The sequence below is a fragment of the Pseudomonas sp. Pseusp10 genome (assembly GCF_059492225.1).
Map to the genome: position 1 here is coordinate 5,542,768 of NZ_CP168528.1, position 12,315 is coordinate 5,555,082.

The window sequence follows — 12,315 nt, forward strand, 5'->3', positions numbered from 1 at the left end:
CCGGCGCTTGAGCATGAGGCATGCGGCGATTCGATCGGCCAGACAACGCTAGTCAGGCGATGGGGGCTTGTCCAATGGCGGGAGCACCTATCCTTTCACCCAATCCACCGAATACATCGCAACATAGCTATCCACAGCCGTCCCGACCGTAGGGAAAAACGCCGTTTCCCCCAATCGCGCAAACAACCCGAACCGCTTGAGCTTGTCCTTGACCGGGTCTTTCATCTCGGCAATGCACAACTCGATACCCGCCGCGTGCAGGGTGTCGTCCAGTTCGGCGAGCATGTCGGCGGAGGTCACGTCCACGCTGGTGACCGGCTCTGCGGCGACCACCAGCCAGCGCACGGGTGTGGGCGATGCCGCCACGGCGTCCAGCACTCGGTCGTTGAACAGCTCGGCATTGGCAAAGAACAAGGGCGCATCCCAGCGAAACAGGACCAGGCCGGGTATCAGCCGTGCGTCGGGATAGCGTTTGATGTCGTGGTAGCCCTTGACCCCGTCGGCGCGTCCCAATACCGCGGAGTACGGGCGCCAGCCATCCCAGAGGAATTCAATGATCGCGATCACGATGGCCAGGCCGATGCCCTCGATCGCGCCGAATACGGCCACGCCGACCGTACAGACAATCGATAGCCAGCATTCCCAGCGCTGGATGCGATAGATCCGCCGCAGGTCGGTAATCTCGATCAGGCCGATGGCCGAGGCGATCACGACCGCCGCCAGTGCGCTGGACGGCAAGTGTTGCAGCAGGTCCGGCGCCATCACCAGCAACAAGGCAACCGCCAATGCGCCGACGACACCGGTCATTTGGGTCTTGGCTCCGGCAGCCTCGGCCACGGGCGTCCGCGACGAGCTGCTGCTGATCGGGAAGCCCTGGAAAAAACCGGCCGCCAGGTTGGCGATACCGAGGCCCACCATTTCCTGATTCGGGTTGACGTAGGTTCGGGTCCGGGCCGCATAGACCCGCGACAGCACACTGGTGTCGGCGAACGAGACGAGTGCGACGGCGCAACCACCAATCAAAACCGGGACTATATCGGCGGTGGTGATCCAGGGGATGGCGAACCCGGGCAAGCCTTGGGGGAGCGAACCGAGGACCGACACACCGGCGCGTGCCGCAAGATCGAGTACACCCACAGCGACCGTCGCGCCTACCACAGCGATCAGGATGCCCGGCAGTCGCGGCCATCTTTTGAGTAGCAGGATCACCGCCAGGGTGAGCGCGCCGACCATGAAGGCGGTCCAGTTGGCTTTTCCCTCCATCAGCGCTGAGGCGATGGCCCACAGGTTTCTCAATGGACCGGCGGACTCAATCGAAAAGCCGAACAGCTTGGGCAACTGGCTGATCAATACGGTCAGTGCGATGCCGTTCATGTAGCCGTAGCGGATCGGCTTGGACAGAAGCTCGGTAATAAAACCCAGGCGCGCCATACCGGCCAGGATACACACCGCTCCCGACACGATCGCCATCATCCCCGCCAGGGCGACGGCACGCTGCGGGTCGCCGCCGGAGAGTGGAATGATGACAGCAAGGATGACGGCCACCAGGGAGGAGTCCGGCCCCATCACCAGAATTCGGCTGGGGCCGAACAAGGCATAGAACAGCAGCGGAACGATCGTCGCGTAGAGGCCATAAATGCCGGGCACCCCCGATGCCACCGCATAGGCGATACCGACGGGCACCAGCATCGTGGTCAGCACAAGGCCGGCCACAATGTCGTAACGCAACCATGTCAATTGGTATTCGCGCAGCATGCCCAGTCCCGGTAGCCAGCGGCGCCAACCGGTCTGTTCATCCCGGCGGGCTATCCGGCCCGGCTCCGGGAGGGGGGGCGAAGCATCTGAATGGCTCATAAACCGCCCTCTTTGATGTAATGCTGTTCATTTAAAAATTTTGTAGGAGCGAGCTTGCTCGCGATGGACTCAAGAGCGCCGCGTTTAGTCAGTAAACACGCGGCATCGTTAACGACCATCGTCGGATCGCCGCCCGGAGCAAGCTCGCTCCTACAATGGAGCATTCCCTCGATGATGGGCTGTGCAGACTCGGCGATATCGAAGTGATCTCAGTGTAGCTATTGCTTCGAATGCACCATCACTGGAAGCTGTTCATCTAAAGGATTTGGAAGCCGACATGAAATTCGACCTCGCCTACTGCCTCAGCCTCAACGACAAGTTGTCGATCTACGACGTTCGGGATCTGAATTTCGACGAGACGATGGATTTCGACTCCGCCAGGGAACACTTCCAGTGCCCCAACGATGCCTGTCGCCTGGCGTTCGATGCGGCCAATGAGCTGGGCACGTTCAACGCCAAGAATGTGAATTACGTGCGTACGCCGCACTTCAAGAACCTGCCGAGTACGCGGCATGTCGAGGGCTGCCCTTATGTCAGCTTGAAGACGCCGGCGTCGGGTGTGGATGAGGCGGAAACGGATGACAGTCGCGAGGAAAATTTCCCATCGGAATTGTTACTGGTTCGACGTGAGTATGTGCGTAAGCCGTCCAGTCCGAAGGTCGCGGCGGATGGGATGCGTGATGAGTCGCTAACGCCCTCGGTGGCAGGCAATGTCGAACAACCGGGCAGGGAATCGGCACCGGACAAGACCAGCATCTTTGCCCACCCGGTGGAATGCTTTGTTTCAAACTTCGACGATAAGGACTTGCTCAAGCGCGTGCCGCTGAAGATTGGCGAGCACACCGCGCCTTATGCCTCGTTTTTCAAGAAGATCGAATACCTGCAAGACAACAAGGGGCTGATCTACTGGGGCAAGATCAAGGAGATCAAGGACTACACCCAGAGCTTTCGCATCGACTTCGAGAAAAAGGTCTGGTTCGAGAAAAAGCCGTACTCGGTCAATGTTTACCTGAGCAAGAAGCTGATCGACAGCTACCGCAAGCGCAAGGCGTTCCTCGAAGAGATCAAGCATGCCATCGAGAGCGGGCGGGAACTGTATTGCTTCTTCTATGGCGTGACACCGGAGTTGAAGCAGGTGCCGAGCAAGAAAAACCCCGAGCAGACGTTCGGGGTATTCAGCGCCAACATTGAGAATCTGGATCACTTTATTGTGCGGGAGGCGCCGGGGTTGGCGGGCAAATAAACGCTGCACCGTTCGTCTGTCTGAAAAGACAAATCAAAAAATGCGTTTGATCCGGGCTCAAAACAACTGTACAAAAACACAGTATATTTTGACCAACACTCTCGAGCCCGGAGAACACCATGGCCTCTCAAGCGATGAAAATCACCCTGGAACGTATCGCCCTCTTCCAATTCACCCCGGCCCACTGCGCCCAGGCCCGAGCGATGCTGGGCTGGAGTGTGGAAGAGCTGTCGCGGGAGTCCCGAGTCTCGGTGGATGCCATTCAACGCTTTGAGGCACGCCAGGAGGTGCTGGATGTCACGCGCCTGGCGCTGGCCTATCGGTTCGAATCGGAAGGGTTGGTGTTCTTCCCCGGGTTTGCGCCGGGTCGAGGGATGAATGTGAAAGGGTCGACGCCGAATCCGGTTGGGCGGGCGGATTTTGCGATGGTGGAGTGAGCCAATTCATTGATTGACGATAAATGGCCTCCTGTCGGGCCCGCACACAAAAAATCTGACACTCCCCCTGTAGGAGCGAGCTTGCTCGCGATGGACTAAAGGGCAACCTGTTTAGTCAGGAGATGCGCGTTATCGTTAACGTCCATCGCGAGCAAGCTCGCTCCTACAGGGCCCATCACGCTAAGCGTTCTGCACCACTCGATCACTCTCCCCTTCCACCGCCAGCCACCACGCCCCACCCCGCTGCGGATGCATCAGGTTGAACGCCTCGCCCATTTGCGGCGTGGTAATTGAAACACTGCGCTCCCAGGCCAGGGCCAGGATGCGATCGAAAGGCTCGTACCAGGCGTGCATCGACAGGTCGAACGTGCCGTTGTGGATCGGCAGTAGCCAGCGGCCCTTGAGGTCGAGGTGGGCTTGCAGGGTTTGTTCGGGCTGCATGTGCACATGCGGCCAGTCGACGTTGTAGGCACCGGTTTCCATCAGGGTCAGGTCGAATGGACCGTACTGTTCGCCGATGCGTTTGAAGCCGTCGAAGTAGCCGCTGTCGCCGCTGAAGAAGATGCGTGTGTCGCCGTCGATCATCACCCACGAGGCCCAGAGGGTGCTGTTGCTGTCGAACAGGCCACGGCCGGAGAAGTGCTGCGACGGGGTGGCGACGAACTGGATGCCATCGACTTCCGTGCCTTGCCACCAATCCAGTTGGCGGACTTTGCTGGCGTCGATGCCCCACTTGATCAGGGTATCGCCTACGCCAAGTGGCGTAAGGAAGTATTTGGTCTTGTCCGCGAGCTTCAGCACGGCCTGATGATCCAGGTGGTCGTAGTGGTCGTGGGACAGGATCACCGCTTCAATCGGTGGCAATTGTTCCAGGCTGATCGGTGGCTGATGGAAACGCTTGGGGCCGGCCCATTGCACGGGCGAGGCACGCTCGGCGAAGACCGGGTCGGTGATCCAGAACTTGTCGCGCAACTTGAGCAACACCGTGGAGTGGCCCAGACGATAGACGCTGTGGTTGGGCGCTGCGATCAGCGCGGCTTGAGTCAGGGCTTGCACCGGGACGGGGGCGCTCGGGCGGGTGTTTTGCGGTTTGTAGAACAGCGCGTTCCACAGGATGCCCATGGTTTTGCCAAAGCTCAAACGTTGAACGGGCGTGAAGTTTTGATACTGCCCTTGAGCCTGTCGGGACGCTTCAAGTGTGGAGGCGTTGTCCGCCGGGGAGGAAGTTGAATTGGCCATGACTGAATGACTCCAGAAAAACCGCGTATCACGCGATTCTCCGCTTTGGGACGATAAATGGCCAAGGCACGCACGCATCAGCCGGACTTTCTATTTTTTACTGGGCAGGATTAACAAAACATTACACTGCACAGTGTAGTTTCTAGGTTGCATCAAAGTCGATGACAAGTAAACTGCTGAGTGTAATTCTCCCCCACTTCCTGCCGAAGCGTACTTATGACAGCTCCACAGCGCCTCACCGACCGAAAACGCCAAGCGATCATTCAAGCCGCGATCAACGAATTCCGTGACAACGGTTTCGAAATCACCAGCATGGACAAGATTGCTGCCACTGCCGGCGTGTCGAAGCGCACGGTGTACAACCACTTCCCCAGCAAGGAAGAGTTGTTCACCGAAATCCTCAATCAGTTATGGATCCGGGTGACGGCAGAACAGGAAACGTCCTACCGTCCCGACTTGCCGTTGCGCGACCAATTGCGCGGGTTGTTGAAGGCCAAGCTGCAAATGTTGGGCGATGACAATTTTCTCGACCTGGCACGGGTGGCGATAGCGGCGACGATTCATTCCCCGGAGCGGGCGCAGAATATGGTGGCCCGAATGGGTGAGCGCGAAGAGGGGCTGACGGTGTGGATTCGGGCCGCTCAAGCAGATGGCCGATTGAAGGCCGTGGCTCCCGAATTCGCTGCTCAACAGATCCATGGCCTGCTCAAGTCTTTTGCATTCTGGCCGCAGATTTCCATGGGCAAGCCGGGCTTGCCACCCGATGAACAACACCAGGTGGCTGAATCCGCGCTGGACATGTTTCTGGCCTGCTATCAGGTGTAATAAATGACAACGTCGACGGCAGTGTCGAACAATTGATGGCTCTGATTTGAACGGCCCATGTGTTTCAGAATGAAACTGGCGCCGGGGCTATAGTGAGCCTCAGTCCCAGCGCCATGCAGAGAACACCATGACCACCACGCCCACCGAAGCCACCACCCCCGTCGATCACCTGCGTTTCCATCGCCCTCACGCCCACTTGGCGCCGACGTTTGGCAATGACAAGTTTGCCCTGCGCGCCGAAGCCTTTGCGCGATTCTTCGGAACACCGACGTTTCTCGGTGCGCAGACGCTGATCGTCGTCGCCTGGGTGTGCCTCAATCTTTCCGGCTTCACTCATTTCGATGCTTACCCGTTCATCCTGCTCAACCTGGCCTTCAGCCTGCAGTCGGCGTATGCCGCGCCATTGATTCTGCTGGCCCAGACCCGTCAGGCCGCGCGGGACAAAGCTCAATCCGAAGCCGATGCGCAGCACCGCGAAGCGCTGGCGATCGCCAACACTGAACGACAGGCAGAAGCCGCGAAAAACACCGCGCAACTGCTGGAACTGCTTGAGCAAAACACCCGCCTGACACAAATGACCAAAGAACTGACCGAACGCATCGAAAACCTGACTTCGGAAATGCATCAACACTTCGTGCGCAAGGATGAACCAAAGACCTGACTGCACTTACGACAACTTCAGCGCCCTGAAACGTCCGAGATTCATGAAGGCTATCGCTGTCGCTATGGGGTGAATCCACAGTTCGAAGGGGAGCTGCTCAAGCGCGAGCTGCACGCCGTCGGCCACGATTCGGAAAAGGGACTGCGCGCGGTCGAACTCAGCGGCCATCCATTCTTTGTCGCGACCTTGTTCCAGCCCGAACGAGCAGCGCTCAAGGGCGTCTTGCCGCCGTTGGTGAGCGCCTTTGTCGAAGCCTGTGCGGGGCGCTCGTCATGATCGCCGATACGCCTGCGGCGCCTTATTACGCGGTGATCTTCACTTCGCTGCGCACCGAGGGCGATTTGGGTTACGCCGAAGCGGCTGCGCGAATGCTGGAACTGGCCCGTGAACAGCAGGGGTTTCTCGGGGTGGAATCGGCTCGGGGCGAAGATGGGCTGGGAATAACCGTGTCGTACTGGGCCAGTGAAGCGGCAATCCTGGCGTGGAAGCATCATCCGGAACACAGTGCGATTCGCGAGCGTGGGCGCTCGACCTGGTATGCGCGGTGTCATACGCGGGTGTGCCGGGTTGAGCGGGCTTATGGGTTTAACCAGTGAGTGATTTAGTGTTTTTCAGATCGCCATCGCGAGCAAGCTCGCTCCCACATTTTGATCCCGGTCGGTCACAACATTTGTGCGCGACAAAGATCTACTGTGGGAGCGAGCTTGCTCGCGATGGGGCCAGTCAAATCACCGCAAAAACTCAACCCTGAACCAAACTGCGAACCGCCGAAATCTCCGGCACTTCCCGCCGGTTCATGTACACCCGCAACGGCTCGGTGATGTTGATCCGGTCATCGATGTTCTGGTCCAGCAACAACTGAATCAATTCGCGCTTGAGGGTCATGGTCTGCTCGGGCCCCGCGGCCCAGACGAATTCGCTGGCAGGGATGATGCCGTCGTCCGCCACGTCCATGCCGAACGAGTCTTCGCTGAAGCGAACGATGTAGTGGCCGGTCTTGCGGTTGAGGCCGACGAAGCCTTTGAGTTGGTCGGCAGCCTGGCAGATGAGCCGGGAAGTGATGCGCATGTTAAACCCCGCAATGGTGATCGTTGGTTTACACGCAGGGCCTGCGTTTCCCTCTGCCGGGGAAATTGCAGGGCCCAAGCGTACTGCAAACAAGCGCACGAAAACGCTGACGAACATCAGCTTTAAACAGGTTTATGTCGGTCTCGCGATAGCGCCTGCAAAGATCAGTTGTTAAAAGGGACCGCACATTCATTGCGAAAGGATCTCGACCATGCCCGCAACCTTTACTAAAAACATCTTGTTACTGAGCCTGTTGCTCGGCCTCGGCCACGCACAGGCCGCCAGCGAACCTGGTCCCACGGCACTGGCAACCCGTTTGGGTATTCCGCATCCGGCGGTGATCGCTCACCGTGGCGCATCGTTCGATGCGCCGGAATCCACCGCCGCCGCCTACAAACTGGCCCGCGACCTGGGCGCCGATTACCTGGAACTGGATCTGCAGCGCAGCAAGGATGGCGTGCTGTTTGCCCTGCACGACAACAACCTGCAACGCACCACCGATGTCGCCAGCAAATTCCCCGAGCGCAAAGACAGCCCGGCCAACGCGTTCACCATGGCCGAACTGAAAACCCTGGATGCAGGCAGCTGGTTCAATGCCGCGCACCCGGATCGCGCACGACCTGCCTTCGCCGGCCTGAAGATTCTGACCCTTGATGAAATCATCGACATCGCCGAGGGCAACGCCCTGCACAAGCCCGGGCTGTACATCGAGACCAAGGAGCCCAAGCAGTTTCCCGGCATCGAACACGACCTCAAGGAAAAACTTCAGGCCCGAGGCTGGCTGAGCCCGAACGAATCGAAACCGGCAAAAAGCGAGCTGGCGGTCGGTCAGGGCAATGGCAAGGTGGTCCTGCAAACCTTCGAGAAGAGCAGTCTCGAACTGCTGCAAAAAGAGATGCCGAAGGTGCCGAAAATCCTTTTGCTGTGGGTGGGTGAAGGCAGTATCGAGCCCAGGTCCAAAGTGACCTTTGCCGAGTCCGGCGAAAAGGATAAAGCCGCCTACTACGCCAGCCAGGAACCGAAGGACAACGCCGAATTCCAGCAATGGGTCGACTACGCCAAGGCCCAGGGCGCAATCGGCACCGGCCCGTCCGCCGCACTGACCCAGGGTGGCGACCAGAGTTACTCGGACCTGGTGCAACCGTGGATGAACCAGTACACCCACAACCAGGGCCTGCTGGTGCACGTCTACACCATCGACGATGCCGTGGATTACCAGAAAGTCATGGACGCCGGTGTAGACGGTATTTTCACCAATCGCGCCAGCGAGTTGTTGAAGTTCTATAAACGCCCGGCGGCGAGTGTGGCGCAGGTGCTACAGAACAACGGCTACTGATCCAGAATTGCGCAAAACCTGTGGGAGCGGGCTTGCTCGCGAAAGGGCCATCAGCTTCAACATCCACGTTGACTGACACTCCGCTTTCGCGGGCAAGCCACGCTCCCACAGGTATTGATGCAGGACATGCAGAGGGTTTTAAGGGTGGATTAAGTTACACAAGCTAGCCTGATCCCACTTGAACAGATCACCCAAGGAAAGAAGCCCATGAAGACCCTGACTGCTTTGTTTACCGCTGCAACCCTGACCCTCATCGCGGGTCTGGCCCAGGCCGATGTCCGGGTCGATGAGATCCCGCAACTGGTCAAGGACGGCAAGATCAAGCCGCTGGAAGATCTGAACAAGATCGCACTGGATCTGCACCCGGGTGCAACGATCACCAAAACCGAACTGGACAACTACTTCAACGGTTACGAGTACGAAGTCGAACTGCGTGACGCCAAGAACCTCGAGTGGGATGTGGACATCGATGCCTCCAACGGCAAGGTCCTGAAAAACAAACAGGACACTTAATCCTGAAACGCACAAAAGCCGCACGATTGAGAAGTCGTGCGGCTTTTGTGCATCCTGGATTCAAGCGCTCAGGCGCGCCGTCACCTCGTTCAACTGCCCCGACAAACCGTGCAGGTTATTGCTGGCCGCTTCAGTGCGCTGCACGTTGTCCAGGTTGGTGCTGGCGATGCTGGTGATCTCGGTGAGGTTGCGCGAGATGTCTTCGGCCACCGAGGTCTGTTCTTCGGCAGCGGTGGCGATCTGGCGGTTCATGTCGCGGATGGCCTCCACGGCCAGGGTGATGCGTTCAAGCATGGCGCCGGCCTCGGTCACTTGCTGCACGCTTTCTTCGCTGCGCGACTGACCGCTTTCAATCGCCTGGGCCGCTTCGATTGCACCGGTCTGCACGGTCTGAATGATCTGGTTGATCTCGATGATCGACGCCGCCGTGCGCTGGGCCAGGCTACGCACCTCATCGGCCACCACCGCGAAACCGCGTCCGGCCTCACCGGCACGAGCTGCCTCGATGGCTGCGTTGAGCGCCAGCAGATTGGTCTGCTCGGCGATACCGCGAATCACTTCCAGGACCTTGCCGATGCGCCCGCTATCGGTTTCCAGTTGGCGGATGACCATGGCGGTGTTGGCGATTTCGCCACGCATTTGGGTGATGGTGTGGATGGTGCCCTGCATGACTTTCTCGCCTTGCTGGGCGGACTGGTCGGCATCGTCGGCCGCGCGCGCCGCTTCGGCGGCATGACGGGCGACTTCCTGGGCGGTAGCGGACATTTCGTTCATCGCCGTGGCCACCTGGTCGGTGCGGTTGAACTGCTCGTTGGTACCGCCGGCCATCACGGTGGCGATCGAGTTCAACTCACCGCTGGCGCTGTCCAGGTCCGAGGCGCTGCGCTGCAAACGACTGAAGGTTTCGGCAAGGAAATCGCGCAGGGTGTTGGCGGCCATCGCCAGTTTGCCCAACTCGTCCTGACGGGTGCTGGCCACGCGCTCGGCAAAACGACCCTGGCTGAGTTGCGCCACGTATTCGATCAGTTTGCGGATCGGCTCGACCAGGTTGCGGTTGACCAGCCACAGGCTCAGCAGACCGATCAGCAGCCCCGACACCAGCATCACAACAAGCCCCAGCAATACCGTGCGATCGGCACTGGCATTGATCAATGTCGATTGCTCGGCGCCCTGCTTGCGTAGCTCGCTGACCAGCTCGCTCATCTGATCGCTGACCGCGCGGTCCACGCCCTTGACCGCCGTGTCGCCCGCCGTCGGGTCACCACCGGCGGCCACGAACGCGTCCCGACCCTTCTGATACGCCGCGCCCAACTGACGATGTTCGTCACGCAAGCGCTCGATGCGGTTCTTGAGTGACGGCTCGATGCCCTTCTGCGAAGCCAGCTCGCTGAGGATGCTTTGCACATCACGCTGACGGTCTTCGAATTGCCCCCAGTACTTGCTCAGGTCCGCCGGTTGCTTGCCACGCAACAGGACGTTTTTCCATTCCTGCACCTGCACCTTGAATTGCAGGTTGGCTTCATCGATCAATTGCGAGGTATGCAACGGGCCTTCGATCAGATTGGCGTAGCTCTGCACGCCGCTGGACAGGAAGTGAAAGCACGCCAGGGCGATCAACAGCATCGCCAGCAGGCTGCCGCTCAGCAGGGCGAGAATTTGTGCTCTCAGGGACTTTTGCAAAAGCATCGGATGGTACTCATGACAGGAATGAGGCACGCCCCGGTAAGGCGTGAAAGGTGTCCGGACATCCCTGTCTGCGATCTCGGCCGAAGCCTGCGCCGCGCAACTCAACCCAAGCGTGATCGGCGAGACAGAGCGGTTCTTGAGAGCATTCCGACCGCCGGTAGAGCATTCGTTAGCGTTATTTTCCTGTCATAAAAAAGTCATCCGACCTTGCGATGATGCCGCTCAAGTGAACCTGTAAACCAGCCACAACGTGCCCTGTAGCAGCTGGCGAAGCCTGCGTTCGGCTGCGCAGCAGTCGTGAAATCAGGCAATGCATTTCCATTGGAAGACCGCGTGTTCAAGTTGACGACTGCTACGCAGCCGAACGCAGGCTTCGCCAGCTGCTACACAAGAGCGATAGAGCCCTCCCCTTGCGAGTCCTCATGAACCACAGCATCGATCAAAGCCATCGCGACACGGATCTGTTCGGCCTGCTTTACGGTTTCAGCTTTCGCCCCGGTGAGGCCGGTCGGGAAATCAATTCCGCCGAGGCCTTGCAGTACCTGCAACAACCGCAAAGCGACGAGCAATTTCTCTGGCTGCACCTGAACCTCGCCCATGCTGCGTGCGAACGCTGGATGAAGAGTCATCTGGAATTGCCCGAGGAGTTTTTCGAAGCGCTGCACGAAGGCTCACGCTCGACGCGCATCGAGCATGTCGACTCCGCGTTGCTGGCGGTGGTCAACGACGTGGTGTTCAACCTCAGCAACCTGGTCTCGTCAGATGTCTCGACCTTGTGGGTATGCGCCCGCAGCCGGCTGATCATCAGCGCCCGCCTGCAACCGCTGCACTCGGTGGACAAGTTGCGCTCGTCGGTGAAGGCCCGGGAATGCTTTCGCTCCCCGCTGGAGCTGCTGGTGCATCTGCTGCGCGACCAGGGTGAAGTGCTGACCCAGATCGTGCGCAAGACCAGCCAGAGCGTGGATCAGATCGAAGATGAATTGCTCTCCTCGCGGCTGTCGACCAACCGCGCGGAACTGGGCGCCAATCGCCGGGTGCTGGTGCGTTTGCAACGGCTGCTGGCGCTGGAGCCGGGCTCGTTGCTGCGCCTGCTCAACCGGCCGCCGCAATGGCTGCAAAAGGAAGACGTGAAGGAGCTGCGCAAATCCACCGAAGAGTTTGCGCTGATCATCAACGACCTCACAGCGCTGGGTGAGCGGATCAAGCTGTTGCAGGAAGAGATCGCCGCCAATATCAACGAACAGACCAACCGCACGCTGTTCACCCTGACGGTGGTGACAGTGCTGGCGCTGCCGATCAACATCATCGCCGGTTTCTTCGGCATGAACGTCGGCGGCATTCCGCTGGCCGGTGATCCGGAAGGTTTCTGGATCCTGGTGGCTCTGGTCGCGACCTTTACCGTGATTGCCGGGCGCTGGGCGTTTCGCAAGCAGCAGGATTATTGAGTCCGTCC

General features: G+C 59.2%; 12 protein-coding genes and 2 pseudogenes. 9 read left to right on the plus strand and 5 right to left on the minus strand.

The window, feature by feature from the left end:
* Nucleotides 1–87: 87 nt before the first annotated feature.
* Complete coding sequence (locus tag ACEN8Z_RS25235) at nt 88–1,854, minus strand: SulP family inorganic anion transporter (protein ID WP_495596017.1); 1,767 nt, start codon at nt 1,852–1,854, stop codon at nt 88–90.
* A gap of 277 nt (nt 1,855–2,131) precedes the next feature.
* On the opposite strand from ACEN8Z_RS25235, the gene ACEN8Z_RS25240 reads away from it, so the two are divergent.
* Both ACEN8Z_RS25240 and ACEN8Z_RS25245 read left to right on the plus strand, forming a co-directional pair.
* Nucleotides 2,132–3,097 (plus strand): hypothetical protein, encoded by a 966-nt coding sequence (locus tag ACEN8Z_RS25240; protein ID WP_495596018.1) that lies wholly within the window; start codon nt 2,132–2,134, stop codon nt 3,095–3,097.
* Between the two features lie 119 nt (nt 3,098–3,216).
* Nucleotides 3,217–3,534, plus strand: coding sequence for a helix-turn-helix domain-containing protein (locus ACEN8Z_RS25245; protein WP_007998876.1), 318 nt, complete (start codon nt 3,217–3,219; stop codon nt 3,532–3,534).
* A 180-nt stretch (nt 3,535–3,714) separates the two neighbouring features.
* On the opposite strand, the gene ACEN8Z_RS25250 is transcribed toward ACEN8Z_RS25245, so the two are convergent.
* On the minus strand, nt 3,715–4,773 hold the full coding sequence (locus ACEN8Z_RS25250; protein ID WP_495596019.1) for an MBL fold metallo-hydrolase: 1,059 nt from the start codon (nt 4,771–4,773) through the stop codon (nt 3,715–3,717).
* A gap of 216 nt (nt 4,774–4,989) precedes the next feature.
* On the opposite strand from ACEN8Z_RS25250, the gene ACEN8Z_RS25255 reads away from it, so the two are divergent.
* From ACEN8Z_RS25255 to ACEN8Z_RS25270, 4 genes and pseudogenes are all read left to right on the plus strand, one after another.
* Nucleotides 4,990–5,598, plus strand: coding sequence for a TetR/AcrR family transcriptional regulator (locus ACEN8Z_RS25255; RefSeq protein WP_008052662.1), 609 nt, complete (start codon nt 4,990–4,992; stop codon nt 5,596–5,598).
* 127 nt (nt 5,599–5,725) lie between these two features.
* Nucleotides 5,726–6,259 (plus strand): DUF1003 domain-containing protein, encoded by a 534-nt coding sequence (locus ACEN8Z_RS25260; RefSeq protein ID WP_495596020.1) that lies wholly within the window; start codon nt 5,726–5,728, stop codon nt 6,257–6,259.
* Between the two features lie 27 nt (nt 6,260–6,286).
* Nucleotides 6,287–6,535, plus strand: a pseudogene (locus ACEN8Z_RS25265) (hypothetical protein); the annotation flags it as partial.
* A complete protein-coding gene (locus ACEN8Z_RS25270) occupies nt 6,532–6,855 on the plus strand; it encodes an antibiotic biosynthesis monooxygenase family protein (RefSeq protein WP_495596021.1) in 324 nt (107 codons plus the stop codon). The pseudogene ACEN8Z_RS25265 and the gene ACEN8Z_RS25270, both read left to right, overlap by 4 nt.
* 145 nt (nt 6,856–7,000) lie before the next feature.
* Here the strand turns inward: ACEN8Z_RS25270 and ACEN8Z_RS25275 are convergent, their stop codons facing one another.
* Nucleotides 7,001–7,327, minus strand: a complete 327-nt coding sequence (locus ACEN8Z_RS25275) for a DUF2025 family protein (protein ID WP_495596022.1) — start codon at nt 7,325–7,327, stop codon at nt 7,001–7,003.
* 211 nt (nt 7,328–7,538) lie between these two features.
* Between ACEN8Z_RS25275 and ACEN8Z_RS25280 the strand changes: the two genes are divergently transcribed.
* Nucleotides 7,539–8,663 (plus strand): glycerophosphodiester phosphodiesterase, encoded by a 1,125-nt coding sequence (locus tag ACEN8Z_RS25280; protein ID WP_495596023.1) that lies wholly within the window; start codon nt 7,539–7,541, stop codon nt 8,661–8,663.
* Between the two features lie 207 nt (nt 8,664–8,870).
* Nucleotides 8,871–9,176 carry a PepSY domain-containing protein gene (locus tag ACEN8Z_RS25285; protein ID WP_007998894.1) on the plus strand — a complete coding sequence of 102 codons (306 nt, stop codon included), beginning with the start codon at nt 8,871–8,873 and terminating at the stop codon, nt 9,174–9,176.
* Between the two features lie 60 nt (nt 9,177–9,236).
* On the opposite strand, the gene ACEN8Z_RS25290 is transcribed toward ACEN8Z_RS25285, so the two are convergent.
* Nucleotides 9,237–10,115, minus strand: a complete 879-nt coding sequence (locus tag ACEN8Z_RS25290; RefSeq protein WP_495598194.1) for a methyl-accepting chemotaxis protein — start codon at nt 10,113–10,115, stop codon at nt 9,237–9,239.
* A 54-nt stretch (nt 10,116–10,169) separates the two neighbouring features.
* Nucleotides 10,170–10,862: pseudogene (locus tag ACEN8Z_RS25295) on the minus strand (methyl-accepting chemotaxis protein); the annotation flags it as partial.
* Between the two features lie 422 nt (nt 10,863–11,284).
* Here ACEN8Z_RS25295 and ACEN8Z_RS25300 point away from each other — a divergent pair.
* A complete protein-coding gene (locus tag ACEN8Z_RS25300; protein ID WP_007985207.1) occupies nt 11,285–12,307 on the plus strand; it encodes a transporter in 1,023 nt (340 codons plus the stop codon).
* The last annotated feature ends 8 nt before the right edge of the window (nt 12,308–12,315 follow it).